The organism is Pseudomonas akapageensis, assembly GCF_011355085.1.
GTDB lineage: Bacteria > Pseudomonadota > Gammaproteobacteria > Pseudomonadales > Pseudomonadaceae > Aquipseudomonas > Aquipseudomonas akapageensis.
On record NZ_VXCP01000008.1, the window covers coordinates 47,634 to 72,749 of the forward strand.

At 63.0% G+C, this 25,116-nt stretch carries 22 protein-coding genes and 1 pseudogene; 10 read left to right on the plus strand and 13 right to left on the minus strand.

Annotation, left to right across the window (positions count from 1 at the left end):
• Nucleotides 1-67: 67 nt before the first annotated feature.
• Entirely contained in the window at nt 68-1,000 is a 933-nt protein-coding gene (locus F2S13_RS06230; protein ID WP_166359604.1) for a DMT family transporter, read from the minus strand.
• A gap of 82 nt (nt 1,001-1,082) precedes the next feature.
• On the opposite strand from F2S13_RS06230, the gene F2S13_RS06235 reads away from it, so the two are divergent.
• A complete protein-coding gene (locus tag F2S13_RS06235; protein ID WP_166359605.1) occupies nt 1,083-1,646 on the plus strand; it encodes a cupin domain-containing protein in 564 nt (187 codons plus the stop codon).
• Nucleotides 1,647-1,662: 16 nt separating this feature from the next.
• Here the strand turns inward: F2S13_RS06235 and F2S13_RS06240 are convergent, their stop codons facing one another.
• A complete protein-coding gene (locus F2S13_RS06240) occupies nt 1,663-2,220 on the minus strand; it encodes a cysteine hydrolase family protein (protein ID WP_166359606.1) in 558 nt (185 codons plus the stop codon).
• A 104-nt stretch (nt 2,221-2,324) separates the two neighbouring features.
• Between F2S13_RS06240 and F2S13_RS06245 the strand changes: the two genes are divergently transcribed.
• A complete protein-coding gene (locus F2S13_RS06245; protein ID WP_166359607.1) occupies nt 2,325-3,314 on the plus strand; it encodes a GlxA family transcriptional regulator in 990 nt (329 codons plus the stop codon).
• 3 nt (nt 3,315-3,317) lie between these two features.
• Here F2S13_RS06245 and F2S13_RS06250 read toward each other — a convergent pair whose 3' ends face one another.
• From F2S13_RS06250 to hflK (F2S13_RS06265), 4 genes are read right to left on the minus strand one after another with little or no spacing between them, the layout of a single operon-like run.
• Nucleotides 3,318-5,261 carry a heavy metal translocating P-type ATPase gene (locus tag F2S13_RS06250; protein ID WP_425500217.1) on the minus strand — a complete coding sequence of 648 codons (1,944 nt, stop codon included), beginning with the start codon at nt 5,259-5,261 and terminating at the stop codon, nt 3,318-3,320.
• Between the two features lie 8 nt (nt 5,262-5,269).
• Nucleotides 5,270-6,298 carry a protease modulator HflK gene (gene hflK / locus F2S13_RS06255; RefSeq protein WP_166359609.1) on the minus strand — a complete coding sequence of 343 codons (1,029 nt, stop codon included), beginning with the start codon at nt 6,296-6,298 and terminating at the stop codon, nt 5,270-5,272.
• A complete protein-coding gene (hflC, locus tag F2S13_RS06260; protein ID WP_166359610.1) occupies nt 6,295-7,326 on the minus strand; it encodes a protease modulator HflC in 1,032 nt (343 codons plus the stop codon). The genes hflK (F2S13_RS06255) and hflC overlap by 4 nt, the downstream gene beginning before the upstream one ends.
• 21 nt (nt 7,327-7,347) lie before the next feature.
• The gene (gene hflK, locus F2S13_RS06265) at nt 7,348-9,282 is read right to left on the minus strand and encodes a protease modulator HflK (protein WP_218583828.1); all 1,935 of its coding nucleotides are present in this window, start codon (nt 9,280-9,282) and stop codon (nt 7,348-7,350) included.
• Nucleotides 9,283-9,587: 305 nt separating this feature from the next.
• On the opposite strand from hflK (F2S13_RS06265), the gene F2S13_RS06270 reads away from it, so the two are divergent.
• From F2S13_RS06270 to F2S13_RS06290, 5 genes are all read left to right on the plus strand, one after another.
• The gene (locus F2S13_RS06270; protein ID WP_166359611.1) at nt 9,588-10,988 is read left to right on the plus strand and encodes an LLM class flavin-dependent oxidoreductase; all 1,401 of its coding nucleotides are present in this window, start codon (nt 9,588-9,590) and stop codon (nt 10,986-10,988) included.
• Between the two features lie 22 nt (nt 10,989-11,010).
• Complete coding sequence (locus tag F2S13_RS06275) at nt 11,011-12,402, plus strand: FAD/NAD(P)-binding protein (protein WP_246237787.1); 1,392 nt, start codon at nt 11,011-11,013, stop codon at nt 12,400-12,402.
• 303 nt (nt 12,403-12,705) lie between these two features.
• Nucleotides 12,706-13,920, plus strand: a complete 1,215-nt coding sequence (locus F2S13_RS06280; RefSeq protein WP_166359613.1) for an SfnB family sulfur acquisition oxidoreductase — start codon at nt 12,706-12,708, stop codon at nt 13,918-13,920.
• Between the two features lie 10 nt (nt 13,921-13,930).
• Entirely contained in the window at nt 13,931-14,596 is a 666-nt protein-coding gene (locus F2S13_RS06285; protein WP_166359614.1) for a methionine ABC transporter permease, read from the plus strand.
• Nucleotides 14,597-14,663: 67 nt separating this feature from the next.
• On the plus strand, nt 14,664-15,434 hold the full coding sequence (locus tag F2S13_RS06290) for a MetQ/NlpA family ABC transporter substrate-binding protein (protein WP_166359615.1): 771 nt from the start codon (nt 14,664-14,666) through the stop codon (nt 15,432-15,434).
• Nucleotides 15,435-15,559: 125 nt separating this feature from the next.
• On the opposite strand, the pseudogene F2S13_RS06295 reads toward F2S13_RS06290, so the two are convergent.
• Nucleotides 15,560-16,660 (minus strand): annotated as a pseudogene (locus F2S13_RS06295) (sigma-54 interaction domain-containing protein).
• Between the two features lie 262 nt (nt 16,661-16,922).
• Here F2S13_RS06295 and F2S13_RS06300 point away from each other — a divergent pair.
• Nucleotides 16,923-17,192 (plus strand): hypothetical protein, encoded by a 270-nt coding sequence (locus F2S13_RS06300; RefSeq protein WP_166359616.1) that lies wholly within the window; start codon nt 16,923-16,925, stop codon nt 17,190-17,192.
• Here the strand turns inward: F2S13_RS06300 and F2S13_RS06305 are convergent, their stop codons facing one another.
• Genes F2S13_RS06305 through F2S13_RS06315 form a run of 3 tightly spaced genes read right to left on the minus strand, consistent with a single transcriptional unit; the run spans nt 17,193 to nt 19,465 of the window.
• Nucleotides 17,193-17,969: an alpha/beta hydrolase family protein gene (locus F2S13_RS06305; RefSeq protein ID WP_166359617.1), complete on the minus strand. Its 777-nt coding sequence runs from the start codon at nt 17,967-17,969 to the stop codon at nt 17,193-17,195.
• The gene (locus F2S13_RS06310; RefSeq protein WP_166359618.1) at nt 17,956-19,065 is read right to left on the minus strand and encodes a DUF3182 family protein; all 1,110 of its coding nucleotides are present in this window, start codon (nt 19,063-19,065) and stop codon (nt 17,956-17,958) included. Before F2S13_RS06310 ends, F2S13_RS06305 begins: the two co-directional genes overlap by 14 nt.
• Before the next feature lie 22 nt (nt 19,066-19,087).
• On the minus strand, nt 19,088-19,465 hold the full coding sequence (locus tag F2S13_RS06315; protein WP_166359619.1) for a Rho termination factor N-terminal domain-containing protein: 378 nt from the start codon (nt 19,463-19,465) through the stop codon (nt 19,088-19,090).
• Nucleotides 19,466-19,730: 265 nt separating this feature from the next.
• On the opposite strand from F2S13_RS06315, the gene F2S13_RS06320 reads away from it, so the two are divergent.
• Together F2S13_RS06320 and F2S13_RS06325 are read left to right on the plus strand one after the other, a co-directional pair.
• Nucleotides 19,731-20,897, plus strand: coding sequence for an aminotransferase class V-fold PLP-dependent enzyme (locus tag F2S13_RS06320; protein WP_166359620.1), 1,167 nt, complete (start codon nt 19,731-19,733; stop codon nt 20,895-20,897).
• A 49-nt stretch (nt 20,898-20,946) separates the two neighbouring features.
• Nucleotides 20,947-22,755, plus strand: a complete 1,809-nt coding sequence (locus F2S13_RS06325) for an aminopeptidase P family protein (RefSeq protein ID WP_166359621.1) — start codon at nt 20,947-20,949, stop codon at nt 22,753-22,755.
• Between the two features lie 35 nt (nt 22,756-22,790).
• Here F2S13_RS06325 and F2S13_RS06330 read toward each other — a convergent pair whose 3' ends face one another.
• From F2S13_RS06330 to rhtA, 3 genes are all read right to left on the minus strand, one after another.
• Nucleotides 22,791-23,387: a 2-hydroxychromene-2-carboxylate isomerase gene (locus tag F2S13_RS06330; RefSeq protein WP_166359622.1), complete on the minus strand. Its 597-nt coding sequence runs from the start codon at nt 23,385-23,387 to the stop codon at nt 22,791-22,793.
• A 115-nt stretch (nt 23,388-23,502) separates the two neighbouring features.
• Complete coding sequence (locus F2S13_RS06335; RefSeq protein WP_166359623.1) at nt 23,503-23,784, minus strand: lipoprotein; 282 nt, start codon at nt 23,782-23,784, stop codon at nt 23,503-23,505.
• Nucleotides 23,785-23,960: 176 nt separating this feature from the next.
• A complete protein-coding gene (gene rhtA, locus F2S13_RS06340; protein ID WP_166359624.1) occupies nt 23,961-24,848 on the minus strand; it encodes a threonine/homoserine exporter RhtA in 888 nt (295 codons plus the stop codon).
• Nucleotides 24,849-25,116 lie beyond the last annotated feature (268 nt).

The following is a 25,116-nucleotide window of genomic DNA, read 5'->3' on the forward strand; positions in this document are numbered from 1 at the left end:
TTTGCATGTCGCGGCGCTCCTTGCAGACTAGCCGCGACTTTCGTGCCTTGCGCTGCCGCTTGGCGGGCTAGAGGCTGGCTTCTTGTTCCCGGGGATCATTCTCCGTCTCTTCCTGGGAAGCGGTCGCGCGCTTGCCGCGCAACTCGCTGACGATGACCCCGGCCACGATCAGCGCCCCCCCGAGCAGGGCGATGCCAGGCAGACGCTCACCGGCGATGCGCCCGACGATACCGGCCCAGACCGGCTCGCCGGCATAGATCAGGGTCGCGCGGGTCGGCGAGACGGATTTCTGCGCCCAGTTCATCGCCAGCTGGATTACCGCGCTCATGGCGCCCAGGCCCACGGCACTGAGCAACAGCAGCCAGGAAAAGTCCGGCAGGCGTTCCTGGGTCGGCACGATCATCATGAACGACAACACCGAGGCGGTCGCCAGTTGCACCACGGTAACCCGGCGCACATCGACCTTGCCGCCGTAATGGCTGATCAGGATGATTTCGGCGGCGATGGCCACGGCGCTGACCAGGGTCGCGATTTCCCCCGGGCTGAAGCTGATCGAACTGCCATTGGGGCCGGCCAGCAGCATCAGGCCGGCAAAGGACAGACCGATTCCCAGGCTCGGCATCAGGCCCGGACGGCGGCCCAGCACGAGCCATTGCAGCAGGGGCACGAAGGGCACGTACAGCGCGGTGATGAAGGCGGACTGGCTGCTGGTGATGCTTTGCAGGCCGACAGTTTGCAAGCCATAGCCGAGCATGATCGAGGTGCCGATGAAGATCCCCGCCTTGAGTTCGGTCAGAGTCAGCCCCGGCAGCGACTTTAGGGAAAACAGGCCGACGAACAACGCGGCGGCGGCAAAGCGCAGGCCCACGAAGAACATCGGCCCGCTGACCGTCATGACGTTATGCACCAGCAGGAAGGTGCCGCCCCACAGCATGGTGATGAACACCAGCACCAGTTCGGCTTTGCTCAGACGGAAGTTCAACGGGGCGTTCTTGATCATGGCCTTGCACACAGAATAAGGTCGACGCACAATGCGCCAAAGTGAGCAGTATACTGCGCAAACCCCATCAGTGAGCAATATAGTGCACAAAGATCCAGGCCAAAGAGTTTCCGTGCTCCAACACGTCAGCCACAACGTGCGCCGTCTGCGCCATGTCGCCGAAATCAGCCAGAGTGCGCTGGCGGAAAAATCCGGGGTCAGCCGGCGGATGCTGGTGGCCATCGAGGCCGGCGAGAAGAACGTCAGCCTGTCGACCCTCGACCGGGTCGCCGAGGCGCTGGACGTGGCCTTCACCGACTTGATCAAGGCTCCGGACAATCGCGACCCCAGCCGCATCAATGAGCTGGCCTGGACCGGCATTCACCCCGGCAGTCGGGCGGTGCTGCTCGGCAGTGCCGTGGCCAGCAGCGAGGTGGAACTGTGGGAGTGGCGCCTCGAGCCCGGGGAGGTGTACTCGGCCGAGGCCGACCCCAAGGGCTGGAGCGAGCAGCTGTATGTATTCGAAGGCTGTCTGACGCTGATGGTCGAGCACCAGCAGCATCAACTGCAGGCCGGCGAATTCATGGTGTTCGCCAGCAACCGCACCCATGCCTATCGCAATGAGGGTGCGGTGCCAACGCGGTTTATCCGCAATGTGGTGATTTGAGCCTGGTCTGATGGCCTCAGCCCTGTGAGCGCGCCAGGTAGTCCGAGGTGGACACCACGTCGGCATAGGCAAAGGCCAGTGAGGCCATGTAGGCGGCATGGGCCTGGGCGGCAGGCACCGTCACCCCGTTGAACTCAAGGTCCCGGGAGGCACAGGCGTCGTGGACCACGGTGGCGCGGTAGCCCAGGTCCGCCGAGGCGCGGGTCAGGGCATCGACGCACATGTGGCTCATGCTGCCGATGATGGTCACTTTCTCGATTTTCTTCGCGTCGAGTACTTCCTTGAGGTTGGTCTGCAAGAAGGCGTTGACCTTGTGCTTGAGGATCACCGGTTCTCCCGGCAGATTGGCGGCCTTGGGGTGAATCTGCGCGCCGGGCGAGCCCGGGGTGAAGAAGGGCGCAGCGTCGGATTCGAACTCGTGGCGGATATGCACCACCAGGTCGCCGGCCTTGCGTGCCGCTGCGAGCAGGCGAGCGGCGTTGTCGGCTGCGGCGTCGGCACCGTTGAGGGTCCATTTGCCGCCCGGGAAATAATCGTTCTGGATATCGACGACGATCAGTGCTTGCTGGGTCATGACGGGTTCCTTGTGAAGAGTGGTGGTTGCGTGGTGTTAGTTATAGGCTTGATCGGCACGGATGCGGATTGGCGCGACCGACAAATTGGCTGGGGAAACTGACAATGGCGCAAACATTGGAAATCGGCTTGCTGCTCTATTCCGGCGCGCAGCTGGCGGCTGTCCATGGCTTGACCGATCTGTTCGCCGTCGCCAACCGGATGCGCGAAGACATGGGCGCCAGTGAGCTGCCGCAACTGCGGGTAACCCATTGGTCAAGTGGTAGCGAGGGGCAGGCCGTGCTGCCGGTGTTCGATACCCATCCGGCGTTACCCCATCGACCAACGGTGATCATCGTCCCGCCGAGCCTGACGCAAATGCCCTCTGCCGCCGAGCTTGAACAGTTCAGCATCGGCCTGCGCCAGTGGCACAACGACGGCGCCTTGCTGGTGTCGGTATGCGTCGGGGTATTTTTCATTGCCGCCACCGGCCTGCTCGACGGTCGCTCGGCCACCACTCACTGGAACTTTGCCCAGACCCTGGCCGAGCATTTTCCCAAGGTGCGGGTAGAGGCCAACCTGCCGATACTCGATGACGGCGACATCATCACCTCGGCGGGGCTGATGGTCTGGTGCGACCTGGGCCTGAAGCTGGTCGAGCGTTACCTCGGGCCGAGCCTGGCAGCGGAAACCGCGCGGTTTCTCGAAGTGGAGCTGGCCTGCCCCGAGCAACTGCCGAACAACAGCTTCACGCCGAAGCTGAACCATGGCGACGAGGCCGTGCTCAAGGTCCAGCACTGGTTGCAGAGCACCGGGGCCCGCGACGTCAGCCTGACGGCCATGGCCAGCCATGCGGGGCTGGAGGAGCGCACCTTTCTGCGCCGTTTTCGCAGTGCCACCGGGCTCAAGCCCACCGAGTACTGCCAGCAGGTCCGGGTCGGCAAGGCCTGCAGGATGCTCGAGTTCACCAATCGCACCATCGACCAGATCGCCTGGGGCGTCGGTTACCAGGACCCCGGCGCTTTTCGCAAGGTGTTCCTCAAGTTCACCGGGCTTGCGCCCAGTGACTATCGCCGCCGGTTTGGCGCGGCGGCGCGGCCTGCAGCCAGTGCCTGAGCGTCAGGACAGCGGCTCTTCGATGCGCAGCAGGCGCCCGGCATTGCCCAGCACCAACAGTGTGCTGAAATTGTGCAGCAGCGCCGCGATCATGGCGCCAGCGGCGCCGAGCAAACCGAACGCGGCGGCGGCGACGATGGCCAGGGTCCAGCCCAGGCCAATGGCGACATTGACCTGAAGGGTGCGCCGGCACTGTCGGCTCAGCCGCAGGCAGGTGCCCAGGCGCCGCAAGTCGCTGCCGATCAGGACAATGTCGGCCGAGGCCAGGGCGATGTCCGAACCGCCTGCGCCCATGGCCACACCGACCACGCCAGCCTTGAGCGCCAACGAATCATTGATGCCATCGCCGACCACCAGCGGACGAAAGCCCTGTCTGATTTCGGCGCTGACGTGGGAGAGTTTGTCCTCGGGCAGGGCCTGGGCGACCACTTCGCTGATGCCCACCTCGCGGGCCAGGGCCCTGGCCACGGGCAAACGGTCACCGGTGAGCAGCATTTGTCGGCCCAACCCCAACTGGCGCAGGTCGGCGAGCGCACTGACGGCTTCGGGGCGCACCTTGTCGGCGAGCAACAGCCAGCCCAGAAAACGTCCGTCCAGCGCCAGGCCGGCGATCGGGCCGTCGTGGTCGGGCGGCGCAGGCGTGCTGATGCCCAACTGGTCGAAGAGTTCGACGCGACCCAGGGCGGCATCGCCATGGGCGGTGATTGCCGTTACGCCCAGGCCCTGGCGTTCGCGAATATCTTGCAGCGGCGGGTAGGCGTCGTGGGCGACCAGCCCGGCCAGGGCGCGGCTGACCGGATGGCTGCTGGCCGAACCCAGGCTGGCGGCCAGGGCCAGCAGCGTGGCCTGATCCTGCCCGGTACCGTCGACACAGTGCAACGCTTGCAAGTGCAAGGCGCCGTAGGTCAGGGTGCCGGTCTTGTCGACCACCAGCGAGCTGAGGTCGGCGAACTCCTCGAGAAATGCCGAGCTGCGAATCAGAATGCCGTGGCGCGCCGCCACAGCGATGCCGGCGATGGCAGTCGCGGGGGCCGACAACACCAGGGCGCAGGGGCAGGCGGCGACCAGGACGGCGAGCATCGCCTGGGGGTCCTGGGTGATGAACCAGGTGATGGCCGCGATCATCAGGACCAGCACCATGTATTGCCCGGCATAGCGTTCCAGCAAGCGCGTGATCGGCGGCTTGGCCCGCTCGGCGTTCTGCATCAGGGCAATGACCTTGCCCAGGGTCGAGGCCTCACCGGTACGGGTCACTTCGATGCGCAGCAAGCCATCGAGGTTGATGGCGCCGCCGAACACTTCCATACCCGGGCCGGCCTGCTGGGGAACCGATTCGCCGGTGATGGGCGCGGTGTCCAGGCTGGCGCTGCCTTCGAGCACCCGGCCATCGGCCGGTATGCGGTCGCCGGCGCGTACTTCGATCTGATCGCCCGGGAGTAATTCGCTGTTGTCGACCTCTTGTACCTGGCCGTCAGCGAGCAGGCGCCGCGCCTGGCTTCGGGTCAGCTTGCCCAGGGCTTCGATGGCCTGTTGCGAGCCGACCACGCTGCGCTCTTCGAGCACATGGCCAAAGATCATCAGGATCGGCAGCAGGGCGGCGGTCAGCAGGTCGCCCATGGCCCAGGCACCGAGCATGGCCAGTGCCACCAGTTGGTCGGTGATGCCATGCAGGCTCGGGAAGCGCAGGCTGTACCAGCCCGAGCGCAACACCGGTACGGCCACCAGCAAGGACGCCACGCCGAACAGGATCTGGCCGACACTCTGCTGTTGCGGCTCGAGCCAGCGCCAGAGCAGGCCGAGGCCGAGCAGGCCAAGGGCAATCATCGCCAGGCTCAACTGGCGCGCGGCGTTGCGTTGTTCATCGCGGCTGAGCAGGGCGCCGGTCAGGTGACCGTGGCTGCAATGGTCATGGTGGCTGTGGCCGGCGTGGCTGTGATCGTGGGGCATGGGAGTGCTCATGGTTTGTTGCCCTGCAGGATCAGGTGAGCGTCATCACCGGGGTTGATGGTGGTGACCGAGGCGGCCTTGGACAGGATGGCCGGCACCCGTTCGCGGTACAGCCGTTGCAACAGGCCGGGGTCGGCGGTCTGACCGAGGCTTGAAATGGTGGCGGTGTCGGCGCTGGCCTTGGCCAGGCGTTCGCTGGCCTGGGCATGGGCGACCTGCAGCACGCGGTCGGCGGCCTGGGTTGCCTCTTGCGCCTGGCGGGCGGCGTCATTGCGCGCACTGGCGACATTTTTTTCGGCCGTCTGGCTGGCGGTCAGCACCGTGTTGAAGGCGCTGATGGTCGCATCGGGCAGGCTCGATTGCAGGTCGACCCGTTCGATATGCAGGCCCAGTCCGGCCCCGGCGTCTTGCAACGCGGCAAGGCTTTGGTTGATGCCACGGACCAGGTCCCCGCGCAGCCGTTCACGGCGCTCGGCGGCTTGCTGGTCGCCACCGACCAGCTCCGGACGGGCAACCAGGATGGTGTCCAGGTCTCGCGAGGCGCAGATATTCACGGCGTTGCGCGCCACCAGCCGCTCCAGGGCCGCGTCCAGATGCTCGTGCTGCAGCACATAGGCGAAAGGATCGGTGACGGTGTAGAACACCCGCACAGCCAGTTGCACCACCGCCGCGTCGCCGGTGAGCAGGTAGCCGGCGCCGGCGACCGCATCGTTGCTGCGCGAGGTATTGAGATCGACCTTGCGGGTCTGCGAGGCGCGTAGCAGGGTTTCGATGGGGCGTTCGATGACCCGGTCGGCGGCCGGCACGATCACGACTTGCTGGAAGGGCTGCGGCCAGGCCAGCAGCAACCCGGATCCCTCGACCCGCTCCAGGGCGCCCATGTGCAGGACCACGGCGCGGCTGTCCGGACCGATCTGGCGGATGTTGGACAGCGCCCAGGCCAGGGCCGCCAACAAGGTGATGGCATACAGCCCCAGGAATGCCAGGCGACTGGCTTGCAACCAGGGCGAACCACCCCACTGGGACGGGCCGGTCATGGCTTGCTCTCGCGCGGAGTCGCTGGCAGCTGGGGTGGACCATCGACCAGGGCACGGAAGGGCGCCGCATCGGTGCGCAGGACCAGGCGGGTGTCGGCGTTGATGACCGTGCCCAGGGTGTCCAGCGAGCGCAGCAGGTTGTACAGCTGGGGTGATCCGGCGTAGGCCTTGCCATAGATTTCGGCGGCCTGGACTCGCGACTGGGCTTCGATATCGGCGGCCTTCACAGTGGCTTCGGCCTGCAGGATGCGCGCATCGCGCTCGGCGGCGGAGCGGATCTCGGCGGCCTGGCGCTTGCCTTCTGCCGTACGTTCGGTAGCGATGGTCTCGCGTTCGGCGCGCATCCGTTCGACCGTGGCGTCGAGGGTTACCGAGGGCAGCGTGAGGCGTTCGATACCCACCTGCAACACGCGCACGCCATAGGTGTTGAGTAGTTGCTGGGCGATCTGCTCGCGCAGGTGTGCCTCGAATTCGGTGATGCGGACCTTGCTGGCGTCGGTATTGACCAGGTCGGCCAGGTCGAAGCCGCTGGCAGCGGTTTCCAGCGCGGAGCCGGCAAAGGTGCGGATCTGCCGCGCCGCTTCATCCGGTTGGTTCTGCACTGCGCGCATGAAGCGCTGGACGTTGTCCGGGTCATCCTGGACCTGCCAGGCCACATAGGCCTGGACGATGATGCGCAAGCCGTCGCGGGTACCGACATCCTGCAGGCCACTGGAGGTAGTGCGCAGGCGCAGGTCCACCGGTACCGCCGCCTCGAATGGGATCGGCAGGCGCCAGGCCAGGCCCGGCTCCAGCAGAACCCGGGCCGGGTTGCCGAAGCGGGTGATGACCGTGGCTTCGCCGGAGCGCACCTGTACCAGGCAGGCGGTGGCGGCGGCGAAGATCACCAACAGGCCGGCCAGCCCGAAACGGCGCCAGGGGCGGGCAGGGCCAGGCGGCTGATGGTTATGGTCATGGTCATGGTCATGGTCGTGATGATCGTGATCATGGTGGTGGTCATGGCTGCCAGAGGGATGCGATGAACTCAAGGAAAGTGCTCCTGCAGGCCTTTATCGGCGAGGCTGGCCGGGATCGACCGGCGCGGTGAAGGTTCTGAGGTCCAGGGTTGGCCCCTCGGCATGGGCCAGGCGGTGATCGAGGAGCAATACCTTGGCTTTGCCCAGGCCCAGGGCCAACTGGCTGAAATACTGTTCGTCGATAAACGCCTGGCCGGCGCTGTGCCAAGCCTGCAGATCGGCGTCGAAGCGCCGCTCAGTGGCCTGGGCACCGCCCAGGGTTTCCCGGCTGGCGGCCCGGGCCTGGTCGGTGAGGACGCTGGCCTGCAACCGCGACTGCTCTGCGGCTTCAGCCGCCTTGCCGCGTTCCACCGCGATCAGTGCCTGGGCGCGGATCTGCGCCGCCTGGACCGAGTGATAGGCATTGGCGGCGCCGGCCGGAGGGTGAATCGCCTCGACCACCGTAGCGAGCACTTCGACGCCACTGTCGAGCCGATCGAGGTCGGTTTGCACGGCTTTTTCGATGTTGGCGGCCAGCTCGATGCGCGCCTGGCCGAGCAGGTCGTCGAGGGTACGGGCGGCAAATTGATGGACCAGCACGCGGCTGGCGGTGCTGCGAATCAGCGCTGCCACATCGGCACTGTGATAGGTGGCAGCCAGGGCGGCCTGATCGCTCAGGCCGATCCGGTAGACAAAGCGCACGTCCATATTAACCACCTGGAAGCTTTGCTTGCTGCGGTCGGCACTGGCGATGACCTGGGATTTCTCGCTTACGTGGGAGGCATCCCACAACCGATTGGCGCTGGCGGGAGCCGGTCCGTCGGCGCTGACCAGATCCTGGGCGGACGTAGTGTCGAGGCTGGTGGCCAGTTCATGGATCACGCCATTCTCCACGCTGCGCACCTGACCGAAGGGCCAGGGCAACCCGGCGTGAAGTCCGGGCGCCAATACGGCAACCGGCTTGCCGAAACGCTCATAGATGCCGCGTTCATTCATCGGTACTTCGCACAGGCCGCTGAGCAACCAGCCCACCAGCGCCACAGCGCCCAGTACAGGCACAAAGGCCCGGCGCATGAAACCCAGTGCCCAGCTCTGGCGCAGATCGATGCCGAAGCGATTTTGCAACTCATCCTGCAGTCGGCTCAGCGGCTGCGGCGGCCAGGTCAACAGGCCGGCTACCAGGCTTTCGGCAATCAGGCGCGGTTCCAGGGTCGCGCGTTGCGGCCGGAATACCGCGGCCACGGCGCGTACGATCAGCTCCAGGGCCACCAGCGCCGGCAACAGGTTGCCCAGCACGGCCACGCGCAACGGCCAGACGCTGTCGGCGCTGGCAAAAAACAGGCAGAACGCGCTGAGCAGCAGGCCGAACAACACAACGCGGATCAGCGTCGCCAGGCTGGCGGCCTCCGGCCATTGCAGCGGCGAGGCGTGGGCCAGGTGCCGCTCCAGCACCAGCAGGCCGAAGCCCAGCAGCAGTGCCAGGCCGGCCAGGGCATAGGCGCCTTGATTCTGAGCCGTGGCCGGCAGATCGAGACGCCAGCCGAAATCGATGACCAGCAACGCCAGCACGGACAGGGCGACCAGCCACAGGGCATCGACACCCAGGCGGCGCAGGGTCGTCAACAGTGTGCTGCCGATTCGTTCGATGAACCGGTCGTAGGCGCTCAGGGGCTCAGCGTCAGGCTCGAGTGGTTGCGCCTCGATTTCCGGCGGTTGCAGAACGTCGGCACGCCAACGGGCGATGCGCCAGGCCGAGTGGGTCGCGCCCCCGAGTAACAGCACCGAAGCGCCGAGCAGGCTCAGCAGGGGCAAACCGATCGAGGCCGGGCCGAACAGGCCGATGGCCATCGCCATCAACAGCAGCACGCCGAACAGCACGGCCAGGCCGATCAGCCCCAGGCGCAGGCGACGTGCCTGCCAGGCGGCATGCTGGAATCGAGGCAGGGCGGCAAGATCGCCGGGGGATGCGTCCAGGTCAATGCTATTCAAGGGTTCGAGGCCTCACACGGCAGCGTGGACGCGGAACCGATCCGCGCCGTCCATTCAATTGGTTATAGCAGAGCGTTACTTTGCTTGTAACGTTATAACAAGGCCAGTGAAATTTTTGTCAGCTGCGCGTGGAATCCGAGTGATAGCAACTGTTCGCTCGGCAACAGTGAATCAACAGAATGTGTCTGATCGGACCGGAATCGAACGGTAATATGACTATAAATAACTGAATTATATGAATTTATTGTTGTGGCACGGCCCCTGCAAAAGGTGATGTACGAAAGTCTTCAGCAGGAGTTTTGTGCATGTCCCGTCAAATCCGCTTCAACGCCTTCGACATGAATTGTGTCGGTCATCAGTCTCCGGGCCTCTGGGCACATCCTCGCGATCGCTCCTGGCAATACAAGGACCTGGAATACTGGACCGACCTGGCGAAAATCCTCGAGCGGGGCAAGTTCGATGGCTTGTTCATTGCCGACGTGCTGGGCATCTACGACGTTTACAACGGCAATGGCGACGCGGCGATTCGCCAGGCTGCGCAGGTACCGGTCAACGATCCTCTGCAACTGATCCCGCCCATGGCGATGGTGACCGAACACCTGGGGTTCGGCCTGACCGCGTCGCTGTCGTTCGAACATCCGTACCCATTCGCCCGTCGGCTATCGACCCTCGATCACCTGACCAAGGGGCGGGCGGGCTGGAACATCGTCACCTCTTACCTGGAGAGTGGTGCTCGCAACCTTGGGCAGAAGACACAGACCGAGCACGATGCGCGCTACGACTTCGCCGACGAATACCTGGAAGTCTGCTACAAACTCTGGGAAGGCAGCTGGGAAGATGGCGCCATCCTGCGCGACCGCGAGCGACGGGTTTTCAGCGATCCGAGCAAGATCCACGAAATCGGCCATGTCGGCAAACACTTCCAGGTGCCCGGGATTCACCTCTGCGAGCCATCGCCACAACGCACCCCGGTGCTCTACCAGGCCGGCGCCTCGAGCCGTGGCAAGCAGTTCGCCGCCGAGCATGCCGAGTGCGTGTTCGTCGGCGCGCCGTCCAAGGTGTTGCTCAAGCGCACCGTGGCCGACATCCGCCGCCGCGCCGCCGAAGCCGGGCGCGACCCGTCGAAGGTCTTGATCTTCAACATGCAGACGGTGATTCTTGGCGAGACTGATGCACAGGCCAAGGCCAAGTTCGAAGAGTACAAGTCCTACGTCAGCTATGAAGGTGCCATGGCCTTGATCAGCGGCTGGACCGGGATCGACTTCAGCCAGTTCCAGCCGCACGAGACGCTCAAGCATGTGCGCACCAACGCCATTCAATCGGCGGTCGAGGCCTTTTCCACGGCGGATCCGGACAAGGTCTGGACCCCCAACGAACTGGCTGACTGGGTGGGGATCGGCGGCTTCGGCCCGTTGTTCGTCGGCAGCCCCGAGACCGTGGCCGACCTGCTGCAGGAGTGGGTCGAAGACACCGATGTGGATGGCTTCAACCTGGCCTACGTGGTCTCTCACGAAAGCTTTGTCGATGTGGTCGAGCTGCTGGTGCCGGAGTTGCAGAAACGGGGCGTGTACAAGACCGAGTACCAGCCCGGCACCCTGCGCGAGAAGTTGTTCGGCGACGCGGCGCGTTTGCCGCAGAACCATCCTGGCAGCCACTACCGGGATCTGGCAGCCTTGAAGCGCCGGCGCGAAGGTCAGCCGGCCTGAATTTATGACGAGGGAGCCTGTCATGAGCGACACCGATATCCTGATCGTGGGCGGCGGCCTCAGCGGCACCATGCTCGCGGTGCAACTGTTGCGCCTGCCTGGTTCGCGCAGGATCCGTGTCATCGAGCCCCGTAGTGAATTGGGCCGGGGCGAAGCCTATAGTGCGACTGAACTGGGTCATACCCTGAACGGCAATGCGGCGCGCATGAGTGTCGATCCGGACAATCCCGATGACCTGACCCAGTGGCTGGAGCAGTACCTGGCCAGCGGCGGCTGGCCCGAGGCCGCACAACAGGCCGTGCCGGTGGCGGAGTTGTTCCCGCCTCGGGGGATCTTCGGCCTGTATGTGCAGCAACGCCTGGCCGAGGCGCAGGCGGTCGGCGCGCACTACGGTTCCAGCGTCGAGCACATCCGCGCGGAAGTCGTCGATGTACGGACAGGCTCCGAGAGTGTGACGCTGCAGCTCAGCGACGACCGTGTGCTGCACGGTGCGTTTGCGGTACTGGCGACCGGCATGTTCGCGGCGGCGCGCACGGCCCAGCGCCAATCCAGCGGCTTGAACGCAGCCGCGGTCGACCCCTGGGATGTGCAGGCCATGCGCCGAATCGATCCCCGGGGCAGGGTGGTGATCATCGGTTCCGGCCTGACCATGGTCGATGCCCTGGAGTCTTTGCAACAGGCAGGGCATCGTGGACCGATCGACGTCTATTCGCGTCACGGGTTGTTGCCGCATGTGCGCCGCCAACTGCCGGCGTGGGTGGACTTCCTGGCCCTGGATCACACCCTGCGCAGCCCACGGCAAGTGATGCGGGCCTTGCGCGAACAGTGTCGGCAGGCGCAGGCGGCGGGGATCGACTGGCAGGCACCGCTCGACACCGTGCGCGTGCACATCGCCCGGCTCTGGAGCCAGGCCAGCGAGCGTCAGAAGCGGCAGTTCGTGCGTCATGTGCGGCCATGGTGGGAGAGCCATCACCATCGTTCGCCACCCCAGGGCGCGGCGCTGCTCGAACGCTTGCAACGCGAGGGGCGCTTGCACGTTCATGCAGCCTCGTTGCAGGGGCTGGAAGCGGTTGCAGGTGAGCCAGTCAGCGTACGCCTGCGGTTTCGCGGTGAAGATCGAAGTCGTGTCGTGAGTGCGGCGGCGTTGATCAATTCGACAGGCATCGAATACGACTGGCGCCGGGTGGCCAGGCCATTGCCGCAACGGTTGCTGGAGCGCGGTCTGGTTCAGCCGGGGCCGCTGGCCTTGGGCATTGCCGCCGATGCCGGTGGTGCGGTGGTGGATGCCGGTGGCGTCGTTTCGACGCGGTTGTTCGCCATGGGCCCGCCGTTGCGCGGGATGTGGTGGGAGAGTACGGCGGTCACGGATGTGGCGTTACAGGCCAAGGCGCTGGCAGCGCGGTTAGTGTTGTAGCGAGAGCAGCAGTAACTCGTTCCCACGCTCTGCGTGGGAATGCCGCACCAGACGCTCCAGCGTCGACTGCCACAGTGCGACGCAGAGCGTCGCTGGGATGCATTCCCACGCAGAGCGTGGGAACGAGGAAAGCGGTCGCCATCGCAGCACTGTTCACCACGCAACAGCAGTCCAGCAAATCGCTCATCCAAATGACACCTGAGTGGGTCGTCAAAAACCCACCAAAGCCCCACGCCACAAGCCCTCCAGCACGTTGGCACAGTCCCTGCTCTATACCAGGCACATCCACAAAGAGGCCTGGACATGTCCGAGTCGAGTCAGTATCCGATCCATCAACCCGCCGCCCACATCATCGAAAGCGAAGCCGAGGCGCTGGCCGTTGCCCATCGCGTTGCCGCCGTTCTCCTGCAGCAGGATACCGAACGCGACCGCACCCGCCAGGTGCCGGTCGAGATCGTCGACCTGTATTCCAATAGCGGCCTGTGGGGCATCAGTGTCCCCCGTGATTACGGTGGCGCGCAGGTTTCCTATGCTGTTCTGGCCGAGGTCATTGTGATCATTTCGGCGGCCGATCCCTCTCTGGGGCAGATCCCGCAGAACCATTACTGCCTGCTCGAAGACATCCGCCTGCAGGGTACTCCCGAACAGCAGGCGTACTTCTTTGGCCTGGCCTTGCAAGGGCATCGTTTTGCCAATGCGCTGTCGGAAACCGGTGGCAAGACCGTACAGGATCTGCAGGCGACCATCCGCCGCGATGGCGATGGCTATCGCATCAATGGCCGCAAGGGCTACTGCACCGGTTCCCTGTATGCCCACTGGCTGGCGGTATTGGCGCTCGATGACGAACACAAGGGCCAATTGGCGTTCGTGCGCAGGGGCACCCCAGGGCTTGAGGTGATCGACGACTGGGACAGCATGGGCCAGCGCACCACTTCCAGCGGCACGGTGTTGGCGAGCGACCTGCAGGTTCCGGCATTCAATGTGTTCCCAACCTACCGTTCCTATGAACGCCCGACCCTGGCCGGCCCCTTTGCCCAGTTGACGACGGCTGCCATCGATGCCGGTATTGCTCGGGCCGCGTTGCGCGACACCATCGCCTTCGTTCGCGAGCAGGCCCGGCCGTGGATCGATGCCGGTGTCGACAAGGCTAGCGAGGACCCGCTGACCATCATTCAAGTCGGTGCACTGGAAATTCGACTCGAAGCGGCCAATGCCTTGCTCGAGAGAGCCGGCAAGGCCCTGGACGCCGCGCGTCCGGCCCCTGACGCAGACAGCGTCGCTCTGGCCTCCGTCGCTGTTGCCAGGGCCAAGGTGCTGACCACCGAAATCGCCATCGAGGCCAGCAACAAGCTGTTCGAACTGGGCGGAACCCGCTCGACCTTGCGCAAGCACAACTTCGACCGGCACTGGCGCAACGCACGGGTGCATACCCTGCACGACCCGGTGCGCTGGAAGTATCACCTGATCGGCAATTGGCTGCTCAACGGCGTCAAGCCGCCGCGCCACGACTGGAACTGAGGAGCGCGCCATGGCTGACTGGTTTGCACATATCTATTGGGCTGACATCGCCCAGGCCTGCCTCGATACCTTGAGCATGTTGGGCATGGCATTGGCGTTTACGGTCCTGCTCGGGCTGCCGCTGGGCGTCCTGCTTTTTTTGACCGGCAAGCGACAGCTGCATGAAGCCGCGGGGCTTTATCCATGGCTGTCGGTGCTGGTCAACATGCTGCGTTCGTTGCCTTTCATCATCCTGCTGATCGTGCTGATTCCCGTGACCACGCTGCTGATGGGCACCACCCTGGGCGTGCCGGGCACCATTCCACCACTGGTGGTCGGCTGCACGCCGTTCTTTGCCCGGTTGGTGGAAACCGCCTTGCGCGAAGTCGATCGCGGCGTAGTCGAAGCGACCCAGGCCATGGGCGCCAATACCTGGCAGATCATCCACCATACGCTGCTGCCTGAAGCGCGCGGCGGGTTGATCGCCGCCGTGACTGTCACGGCCATCGTCCTGGTTGACTACACCGCCATGGCCGGTGTCATCGGTGGCGGCGGGCTTGGCGACCTGGCCATCCGCTTTGGCTACCAGCGCTTTCAGACTGACGTGATGGTGGTCACTGTGGTGCTGCTGTTGCTCCTGGTACAGGCCCTGCAAGTCAGCGGCGATAGGTTGGTGGCACGCTACAACCGACGTTGAATCTTTAATCCAAAAAAACCAGGCCCAACGTCCACCCCACGACGGCCACCCCAATGAGGAGCAACACATGAAAAAGGCCCTGGCCATTCTGGCAGCCGTGGTGTCGATGTACGCCCACGCCAATGAAAAACTGATCGTGGGCGCAACCCCGGTCCCCCACGCGGAGATTCTCGAGTTCGTCAAACCGGAGCTGGCAAAGGAGGGGGTGGACCTGGACATCAAGGTCTTCTCCGACTTCATCCAGCCCAATCAGCAACTGGCGCAGAAGAATCTCGACGCCAACTATTACCAGTACCGGCCATTCCTGGATGACTACAACAAGACCCGTCACACTGACCTGGTACCTGTGGTCGGCGTGCATATCGAACCGTTCGGCGCCTACTCGACCCGGATCAAGAGCATTGCCGAACTGAAGGATGGTGCTTCGGTGTCGATCCCCAACGACCCGGTCAATACCGGGCGGGCGTTGGTACTGTTGCACGATGCCGGGTTGATCAAACTCAAGGACCCGAGCAACACCCTGGCGACCCAGCGCGATATCGCCGAGAACCCCAGGCACTTGAAGATTCGCGAGCTTGAAGGTGCCTTGCTGGCGCGTTCGGTGAGCCAGGTCGACCTGGCGTTCGTGTTCGCCAACTATGCGCTGGAAGCCGGGATCGACACCAACAGTGCCCTGATCGTGGAGAAGGGCAAGGACCTGTACGTGGAATTCCTGGTGGTCCGGCCGGACAACATCAATGACCCGGGCATCCAGAAACTGGCCAAGGCGTTGAATTCGGATGAGGTTCGGCAGTTTATCCTGACCCGTTACAAGGGGCAGATTGCGCCGGGGTTTTGATTAGGCTTGTGAACGCCTCGTTCCCACGCTCCGCGTGGGAATGCCTCCCCTGACGCTCCTGCGTCGCGACGCTGGAGCGACTGACTCTGCATTCCCACGCGGAGCGTGGGAACGAGGGGGGCTCTTCAGATCGACAACTGCAACACACCATCCTGGGCAATGGACTCACCCGGACGACGCTTGTTTACCGCCAACTCACCGATCCTGATCAGGCGGGTGCGGGTGACATTACGGCTCAACCCCAACAGATTGGCGGTGTGCACCTGGTTGTAATGGCTGAAGCGATAGGCCGCACGCAACAGCGCATCCTCGACCTTCTCGTGCAAGGCACCGGCATGCTCTTCGAACAGTTTTTCGAAGGCGCGATCAAGCAGGGCCTGTGCCGAGCAGTCGGTTTCAGCCACTTCGTCCTGGCGCTCGATGCGCAAGTTCGACAGGCGCAAGTCTTCGCACTGAATCACCCCGATGCGGCAGATCAGCAGGGTGTGGTGGATGACGTTTTCCAGCTCGCGGATATTGCCCGGCCAGCTGTACGCCTTGAGTTTGGCCTCGGCCTGCGGGCTGAGGGTCACGGTGCCATGACCCAGGCGCTGGCTGTAGGCATCGATGAAGTGCCGAGTCAGTGGCAGGATGTCGCCGGGACGCTCGCGCAGGGGGTTCAGTTCCAGGCTGACCACGCCGAGGCGGTAGTAGAGGTCTTCGCGAAAATGCCCGGCATTGATGGCTTTCTCCAGCTGCACGTTGGTGGCCGCCAGCACCCGGACATCGATGGGGATGCTCTTGCGTGACCCCAGGCGAACCACTTCGCGCTCTTGCAGTACCCGCAACAGCTTGACCTGGATCGGCATCGGCAGGTCGCCGATCTCATCCAGAAACAAGGTCCCGCCATTGGCTTCTTCGAACCAGCCGGCCTTGGCGCTCAAGGCACCGGTGAAGGCGCCTTTTTCATGGCCGAACAACTCGGCCTCCACCAGCGACTCCGAAAATGCGCCTCAGTTCACCGCCACGAACGGCCGGTTGCGGCGAGCGCTGAGGTTGTGGATGTGGCGGGCGACCAGTTCCTTGCCGGTGCCCGTTTCGCCGATGATCAGGACACTGGCCTGGCTCGGCGCGATCTTTTCCAGGTGCGCGAGCAGCGCCCGGGATTTCGGGTCTTCGAACACCTGGGCGGTGGCGCGGATCGAAGTCGCCAGGGCCGGCGAGGGGGGAAGGGTCAGTAGTTGCATCGGTATCTCTCAACGCCGGGCCCTGGTCCAAGGCCTGGTCAACAGTTCATTGGTTTCGGCGCTCGTTATACGGGTGGCTCGTATATTCCGCAAAATACTTATAAAAAATATTATTATTTCGTTATGGAATATTGATGGCCATAAAGTGTTTTGATAAAGGCAATAAACACTATCGAGCAGGATGATTTTTTCGCAAAAGAAGGGCCCTGTAGCCTTTGTTCAACCGCTTGAAAATCAAGCTCGAGAGCACGGGGGGGCTTTCATGAACCGCATCCTCAATACTGCACTGCTGATTGCCGTGACCGTCCTGGCCGGTTGTGCCACGGCACCCGGGCCGGAGTCGCGGCCCTACACCGCCGAGGAAGCCCATGAGCTGGCGTTGGAGACCCTGAACCGTCGCGGTTTGTCCTTCGACGATTACCAACGGCTCAAGGCTCAATTACAGCGCGAACAGCCTCAGGGTTTCGGCTTTGACGGCATGGGCCCGGTGAATGCCCAGCGCGCGCAGGCAAGCCGCGATCGACAAGGGTGATCAGCCCAAGGAATACCAGGGCGAGTGATGCGGGTATTTTTCCAGCCGTGCACCGATCACCATCTCGCTGATCCAGGCCGTCAGGATAGAGCTGTAGGCCTTCTGGGTGCTGTCGGTTGAAAGGCCGTGATCGGCGCCATCGACAATCCGATGGGTCAGCGAGTGGGCGCTGACGAACGCCGAGCGATAGCTCATCAAGGTGGCATGGGGGACATAATCGTCTTTTTCCGACTCCACCAGCAGCACGTCCCCGACGAATTCGGCACAGGCAGCCAGCGCACGATTGTCGGCCGGGCTCAGCGCCGATTGGCGATAACTCACCAGTCTCTGCCGGTTCAGGTCCTGCTTGGGCAGGTTCCACTCATCGTCCCAATACAGTGCGGGAACGCGCAGTGCCAGCCATTTGACCGGGCGCAGGCGGGTGAGGATGGTCGCCAGATAGCCACCGTAACTGCTGCCGATCACGGCGATGGCCGAGGTATCAACGGCCGGGTGGGTGACCAGTTTGTCGTAGGCGGCGATCAGGTCGTTGAGGTTCTGTTCGCGGGTCACGCTTTGCTTCTGGCTCTGGGTTTTCTCGTGGCCGCGCAGGTCAAAGGTCAGGCACACGCAACCCAGGCCCGTGATGTTCTTGGCGCGGGCCAGGTCGCGCTGCTGGCTGCCACCCCAGCCGTGCACGAATAAAATGCCCGGGACCTTCGGGCTCGGGCTGAGAAGCGTACCGGCGATGAGTTCGTCATCGACCTGGATGTCGATCGGTTCGCTATGGATGGTCATAGGCCCGCACTCGGGCGAATTTGCTGATTCTTCCGACTTCACTGTCATCCCCCTGATAGAAGAGTGTGGCGTCTTCCGGTAGCTCGACATCACCAAAGACTTCATGGGTCGAGGCGCGGACGCGTTGCAACGATGGGTCGGCGGCGAAGGCTTCCAGCGCCAGCACCTCGGCACTGCTGGCGCCACCGATACGCCAGGATTGTTCGAGCACGCCGCTGCGGGCCTTGCCTCGCCGGTCCAGGCCGCGCGCCACGTCGTAATTGCGCCGCGAGGCGACAAAACCGTGAAAGGCCTGGTAGGCCGCCTGTTCGTACAGCCGGGCCTGGGTGACAGCCAGGCGGATTTCCTCGTCGAGTTGCAATTGCAGCAGTTGGTCGTAATCGCCGCGCACCACGACCAGGTCGGAGCCGCCGTAAACCGATTCGCCGTCGTGGTCCCGGGTCAACTGCTGGGTGCCGTAATAGCTGGCCGTGATCCCGGCAACGGTGACCTGACCCACGCTGAAGGTTTGCACGTCGGTGAGGTTCTCCTCCAGCACCAGACCCCAGAGCGAGATTTCTTCTTCGTCCAATTGGCTGAGAATGGCGTCGAGTTCATTGTGATTGGCGATCACGAATTGCCCTCGGCCCGCGGTCGCGCGAACCAGTTTGAGCCGCAGCGGGCCGTCGATGAGCAGCAGATCGGCCGCCATTCGTGCGTCAGCCAGGCTGAACACGGTATAGCCGCGCAGCAGGGCACCGGCGGCCTGGATGGCGAACTCATCGGTCCAGCCTTCGGTAGCGGTCGCGCCGGCAGGCAGCGGATGGGAAATGGCCTTGGTCGCCATATAGGGATGGCTGACCATGCCGCCGAAGAAGTCGTCCTCCGACTCGATGCCCAGGGTGCGATAGTGCTCCGGATTGATCAATGTGTCGGTCGGCAGGTAATACATCTTTCCGGGGGCTGTGGCGCTGTCGTCCTCATCGACCACTTGCGTACCCAGCAGCTTGGCCAGGCGTGCAGCGAGATTGCGATGTACGGCACGTTCGTGTGGCGGCGTCGGGTCGCGCGCGTCGAGCAGAACCACACCGGCCTTGGCTTTATCGATACGGGGCATAGGGGAATTCCTCGGGTCCGGTTCAAGAGGCTTTTTGCAGGGCCTCGATCAGCTCCTGCTTGCGCATTTTCGAGCGACCGGTGATGCCTTTGGTCCTGGCCTCTTTCATGAGTGCCTCCTTGCTTTGAGTGCCCAGCGAAGATGCGGAAGAGCGGGGTTTACCCTCGCGGGTGGCCACTGCGCGCTTGGCTGAGTCATGACGGGCCCGGGATTTGGCCGCCGGGCTGGTCTTGCGACCTGAGCCGGATTTTTCGCCGCCACCGGACTGTTTATTCACGGTGGCCCAAGCCCGTGCTTCAGCAGTTTCCCTGGAAACACCTTTTTCCTCGTAGCTCGCTTCGATATGGGCGGCCTGGCGTTTCTGTTTGTCGCTATATTTGGCTTTACTACCGGCAGGCATGGCGAGATCTCCTGTGGGTAATCATGGGCTCCGTGGAAATGAGCCACACACAGGTTGTGAAAGACGAGCCGAGGTGGAAGTTCAGTGCGGCTGATGAATGGAGAACTGCAGTTATACTGAAATTGGAATAACAATATCATTATTGATAATTAAAGGATCTATGTGCGCTCGTGCATGATGGCTGAGGTACGCCGGAGTAAAAAGCCGATACATATTTCGGAAATCTCTGCTTCCAAAGACAGTGCCGCCCAGAGAGTCTATTGCCATGAACAATCTCCCCCTGTATTTCGACTACGCCGCCACGACACCCGTTGACGAGCGAGTCATCGAAGTCATGGTCAAGTGCCTGGGCAAGGCCGGCAACTTCGGCAATCCTGCCTCGAACTCGCATGTGTATGGACAACAGGCGAGGCACTCGGTGGAGCTGGCGCGGCGGCAGGTGGCAGGCCTGGTCGCAGCGGATGCCGAGCAGATCGTCTGGACCTCCGGCGCCACCGAGTCGAACAACCTGGCGCTCAAGGGGATTGCCCAAAGTCGAGCCGGGCAGGGTGGTCATATCATCACCAGCCGTATCGAACACAAGGCCGTGCTCGATACGGTCGGGCAACTGGAGCACGCCGGTTTCAGCGTGACCTACCTGGCCCCGGATGCCCAAGGCCTGATCACCCCGCAGGCAGTCAAGGCAGCCTTGCAGGACGATACTTTTCTGGTCTCCCTGATGCTGGTCAACAACGAATTGGGTACGCTCAATGACGTGGTCGGCATCGGCGAGCAGGTCCGCCACCACGGCGCCTTGCTGCATGTGGATGCCGCCCAGGCGGTGGGCAAGGTCGCGATCGAACTGGCCAGTTGGCCGGTCGACCTGATGTCCTTTTCCGCGCACAAGGTTTACGGACCCAAAGGCATCGGTGCCTTGTACGTCGGTCCTCGCGCCCGTGGGCAGCTGCATGCGCAGATCCATGGCGGCGGGCATGAAAGTGGCCTGCGTTCGGGAACCCTGGCCACCCATCAGATCGCGGCCATGGGGGCGGCCTTCGCCCTGGCCGGCGAAGTGTTCGAGGAAGAAACCACGCGCATCCGCGGCCTGCAACAGCAGCTGCTGGCGCATCTGGTCCAGATCCCGCAACTGCGGTTGAATGGTTGTCGGGACCAGCGCATTCCCCATACCTTGAGCCTGACCTTCGCCAGCGCGGACTTCAACCGGCAGGCACTGGCCCAGGTCCTGGCTTTTTCCTCGACCTCGGCCTGCAACTCGGCCAGCACGGCCGCTTCCCATGTACTGTTGGCTCTGGGGCACGACGCCGAGTCAGCCCGGCAAACCATTCGTCTGAGCCTGGGGCGCTACACTACCGGGCAGGATATAGAGCGCGCGGCGCAGGCCATAAAAGACAACGTTTGCGCGCCAGCATTCTGGGCAGTTGCTCGCGAGTGAGTGCTGCGCCATTATCTGCCCATAATTTACCGTGGTAGCAGGAGTCACAATGAGCATGCAGTCTTCAACCCAGGGAACGGTCACCGCGCGCCTGGCGCGTATCCGCGAAGTGATGAGTCGCGAAGGCGTCGACGCCTTGCTGGTCCCTTCGGCCGACCCGCATCTCTCCGAATACCTGCCGGGTTACTGGCAAGGGCGGCAGTGGCTTTCCGGTTTCCATGGCTCGGTCGGTACCCTGATCGTTACCCGGGACTTTGCCGGCTTGTGGGCCGACAGCCGTTATTGGGAACAGGCCGAAAAGGAGCTTGCAGGCAGTACCATCGGACTGATGAAGCTGCTGCCGGGTAATCCCGGCCCGCTCGAATGGCTGGCCGAACAGGCGCCGGAGGGCGGTGTGGTAGCGGTGGATGGCGCCGTCATGGCCGTGGCGTCGGCGCGCCAGTTGGGCGAGAAGCTCCAGGCCCGCAAGGTCCGCCTGCGCACTGATATCGACCTGCTGGCGCACATCTGGGAAGACCGCCCGGTATTGCCGGACAATCCGGTCTACCAGCACTTGCCACCCCATGCGACGCTGAGCCGGCCCGACAAGCTGGCCCAGCTGCGGCAGAACCTCAAGGAGCGAGGCGCCGACTGGCATTTCCTCGCCACCCTCGATGACATCGCCTGGCTGTTCAATCTGCGCGGCAGTGATGTTTCGTACAACCCCGTGTTCGTTTCCTTCGCCTTGATCGGTCAGCATCAGGCCACCTTGTTCGTCGCGCCGAGCAAGGTAGACGCTGCGTTGCGCCAGGCGCTGGAAAAGGATGGCGTCAACCTGCAGGGCTACGACCAGGCGCAGGCAGCCCTGGCTGCCTTGCCGGTTGGTGCATCCCTGCTGGTGGATCCGGCGCGGGTCACCTGCGGCCTGCTCGATAATGTGAGTGCCGAGGTCAAGCTGCTCGAGGGGCTGAACCCAAGTACCTTGTTCAAGTCCCGCAAGAGCGAGGCCGATGCTGTTCATATCCGTCAGGCCATGGAGCAGGACGGTGCAGCCCTGTGCGAATTCTTCGCCTGGCTGGAGTCGGTGCAGGGGCAGCAAACCCTTACCGAAGTGGATATCGACACACACCTGAGTGCAGCGCGTGAGCGCCGACCGGGGTACGTTTCCCTGAGCTTTGCCACCATCGCTGCGTTCAATGCCAATGGCGCGATGCCGCATTACCGGGCAACCGAGGAGTCCCATGCGCGTATCGAAGGCGATGGCCTGCTGCTGATCGATTCGGGTGGCCAATATCTGGGCGGCACCACCGATATCACCCGCATGGTGGCGATCGGTACACCGAGCGCTGATCAGAAGCGCGATTGCACCCGTGTACTCAAGGGGATGATCGCCTTGTCTCGCGCACGCTTCCCGCGTGGCATCCTTTCACCGCTGCTGGACGCCATCGCCCGGGCGCCGCTCTGGGCCGAAAGTGTCGATTATGGCCACGGTACCGGCCATGGCGTGGGCTATTTCATGAATGTCCATGAAGGGCCGCAAGTGATCGCCTATCAAGCGGCGACCACACCGCAGACCGCCATGCAAGCCGGCATGATCACCTCCATCGAGCCCGGCACCTATCGACCCGGCAAGTGGGGCGTGCGTATCGAAAACCTGGTGTTGAACCGTGAGGCGGGCAAAAGCGAGTTTGGCGATTTCCTCGAGTTCGAGACGCTGACCTTGTGCCCGATCGACACCCGCTGCCTGGCGCTCGAATTGCTGACCGCAGATGAGCGTGCCTGGCTCAATGCCTATCACCAACAGGTGCGTGAGCGCATTGGCCCGCTGGTGACCGGGGCGCCACTGCAATGGCTGCAGGACCGTGCTACGGCTATCTGACGGAGACTGGCGCCATCGCTGATGGCGCCAATGCTTCACTTCTGGTTCAGGGCTTCGCGAACGAACTCAAGGCGGTCCTGGCCGAAGAACAGCTCGTTATCCACGAACATGCTGGGCGCGCCGAAGACGCCGCGCTCGATGGCAAGCTCTGTGCTGTGCTTGAGCTGGTCCTTGACCTTTTCGTCCTGGGTCAGGGCGAATATTTCATGGGCTTCGAAGCCTTTGTCGGCCAGCAGTCTGGTCAGCACCTGCGGATTGCCCAGATCCAGCTCATCGACCCACAGAGCCGTGAACACGACGTCGACCAGCTCCTGGAAACGTTCTGGCTGGCGCATTTGTACGCCAGTGATGGCACGCATCAAATGCAGCGTGTTGATCGGGAAGTACGGGTTGAAGTTCAGCGTGACCTGATAGCGCCTGGCGTAGCGCTGCAGGTCGTGGGTCATATAGGCGCCTTTGGCGGGAATGCTGTTGGGCGACGCATTGCCGGTGGCCTTGAACACGCCACCGAGCAGCATCGGCCGGTAAATCAGCTGGCTACCGGTTTGTGCGCACAGTGTCGGCAGCTGCGTATGGGCCAGGTAACTGGCAGGGCTGCCCACATCGAAATAAAACTCCACGGTCTTGGTCATGTGTCGGCTCGCTCGGGTCGACTTGCTGGAACGACAGTCTTCTCAGCGAACCATAGCCATGAGTGAGGAGGGCGGCAACTTGAAAGCTGCCATGAATATGGAAGGATTCAGCGGTCTACTTGCAGATCACGATCATGCTGCGACTGGTGTAGCCGGCCGGATTGAGTCCAAACGGGTAATCGCCCGGATCCTCGACGTTGTCACCGGACTTGGCGAGCACCTTGTAGCCCTTCTCGCCGCAGAGTTCAGCAGCTTTGTTGTAGCACTTGTCCCAGGAAGAGGACAGGCCCGAACAGTTGAGGTGCAGCCCCTTCCTGCCATGCTTGACCTCGGTCTTGGCAGTGGCTGCGCAACCGGCAAGGGCCAACACGGCCAGGATGATAAAAATTGGTTTCATTCCTGTCCTTAATACGTGCCCGGCTACCCGGGTCTGGTTCTCTTTGATACCGGCTGATGCTCATCGACGTCCGTGTCAGACAATTTAAAACTTCAAGTTTGGCGCCAGGTTAGAGGATAAACATGGCTTAATTGAGGCAGAAATACCATACCTCAGTCAAAAGTAACCGTTCTCAATCAGTCTGCCGTGACCAGCGAAGGGCGTTCGCGGCGCATCGTCATGGTGGCGCCGACCGAGGCGGTAATGATCGAGACGATCGCCAGCCATTGCGCCACCGACAGCACTTCATGCAGGAACAGCAGGCCGGAGAGGGCGCCAAACGCGGGTTCGATACTCATGAGCGTGCTGAAGGTGCGGGCGGGCATTCGGGTCAGTGCGACCATCTCGAGGCTGTAGGGCAGGGCGGTGGAAAGGATGGCCACGCCGATCGCGATGGGAATCAGTGCGGGCGTCAACAGGGCGCTGCCGGCATGGGCGATACCGATGGGGGCAACGAATAGTGCAGCGACTATCACGCCAAGCGCAGCGGTCTGAATGCCATTATCGGCGCCGGCCTTCTGACCGAACAGAATATAGACGGCCCAGCACGCGCCGGCAGCCAGGGCATAGGCACCGCCCAACAGGTCGATTCCGCTCTGGGTCTGGCCTACGGGAATCAGCAGCAACAGGCCGATGACGGCGAGGCCTATCCAGAGAAAATCGATAGCGCGGCGCGAGGCATAGATAGCGACCGCCAAAGGGCCGGTGAATTCGAGTGCCACGGCAATACCAAGGGGTACGCTGCGCAGCGACATATAGAAGAGGAAGTTCATGCCGCCCAGGGCCATACCGTAGACCACCACCGTGCGCAGTGACTGGGCATTCAATTTGGCGCGCCAGGGCTTGAGCAGCAGGGCCATGATGACACTGGCAAGAATCAGGCGCAGGGTGGTCGTCCCCTGAGCACCGATGATCGGGAACATGCTTTTGGCCAGCGACGCCCCTGATTGAATCGATGCCATTGCAATGAGCAACAATCCGATAGGGAATAGCGTCGATGCCAGACTGCGCGGTTGGTCGCTCATTGCGGATACTTGTCCCTATATATGGAGGAGAACAGAATGGTTGGGATGTCTGCTGCTACCTATGATGCGCAAGCATTGGCGAATGAGCAATATAGTGCGCAACTTTCTTTCGTGTGAGTCATCGACCCGTTTAAATCGGCGTTTTGGCGGCAAATCGCAGATCCGCGGAATTAACCCTTGACGGCCCTGTGGATCTCTCTATAATTCGCCCCACTTCCGGCGCAGACGAAACGGAAAACTCCTTGAGAATCAAAGAGTTAACCGAAGT

Coding starts and splice junctions, on each gene's coding strand:
- F2S13_RS06250 (WP_425500217.1), bottom strand. CDS start 5,261: ATGCCCCACGATCACAGCCACGCCGGCCACAGCCACCATGACCATTGC.
- F2S13_RS06285 (WP_166359614.1), top strand. CDS start 13,931: ATGGCTGACTGGTTTGCACATATCTATTGGGCTGACATCGCCCAGGCC.
- F2S13_RS06245 (WP_166359607.1), top strand. CDS start 2,325: ATGGCGCAAACATTGGAAATCGGCTTGCTGCTCTATTCCGGCGCGCAG.
- hflK (WP_166359609.1), bottom strand. CDS start 6,298: ATGACCGGCCCGTCCCAGTGGGGTGGTTCGCCCTGGTTGCAAGCCAGT.
- F2S13_RS06280 (WP_166359613.1), top strand. CDS start 12,706: ATGTCCGAGTCGAGTCAGTATCCGATCCATCAACCCGCCGCCCACATC.
- F2S13_RS06315 (WP_166359619.1), bottom strand. CDS start 19,465: ATGCCTGCCGGTAGTAAAGCCAAATATAGCGACAAACAGAAACGCCAG.
- F2S13_RS06305 (WP_166359617.1), bottom strand. CDS start 17,969: ATGACCATCCATAGCGAACCGATCGACATCCAGGTCGATGACGAACTC.
- F2S13_RS06230 (WP_166359604.1), bottom strand. CDS start 1,000: ATGATCAAGAACGCCCCGTTGAACTTCCGTCTGAGCAAAGCCGAACTG.
- F2S13_RS06240 (WP_166359606.1), bottom strand. CDS start 2,220: ATGACCCAGCAAGCACTGATCGTCGTCGATATCCAGAACGATTATTTC.
- F2S13_RS06330 (WP_166359622.1), bottom strand. CDS start 23,387: ATGACCAAGACCGTGGAGTTTTATTTCGATGTGGGCAGCCCTGCCAGT.
- F2S13_RS06270 (WP_166359611.1), top strand. CDS start 9,588: ATGTCCCGTCAAATCCGCTTCAACGCCTTCGACATGAATTGTGTCGGT.
- F2S13_RS06300 (WP_166359616.1), top strand. CDS start 16,923: ATGAACCGCATCCTCAATACTGCACTGCTGATTGCCGTGACCGTCCTG.
- F2S13_RS06325 (WP_166359621.1), top strand. CDS start 20,947: ATGAGCATGCAGTCTTCAACCCAGGGAACGGTCACCGCGCGCCTGGCG.
- F2S13_RS06290 (WP_166359615.1), top strand. CDS start 14,664: ATGAAAAAGGCCCTGGCCATTCTGGCAGCCGTGGTGTCGATGTACGCC.
- F2S13_RS06275 (WP_246237787.1), top strand. CDS start 11,011: ATGAGCGACACCGATATCCTGATCGTGGGCGGCGGCCTCAGCGGCACC.
- rhtA (WP_166359624.1), bottom strand. CDS start 24,848: ATGAGCGACCAACCGCGCAGTCTGGCATCGACGCTATTCCCTATCGGA.
- F2S13_RS06310 (WP_166359618.1), bottom strand. CDS start 19,065: ATGCCCCGTATCGATAAAGCCAAGGCCGGTGTGGTTCTGCTCGACGCG.
- F2S13_RS06335 (WP_166359623.1), bottom strand. CDS start 23,784: ATGAAACCAATTTTTATCATCCTGGCCGTGTTGGCCCTTGCCGGTTGC.
- F2S13_RS06320 (WP_166359620.1), top strand. CDS start 19,731: ATGAACAATCTCCCCCTGTATTTCGACTACGCCGCCACGACACCCGTT.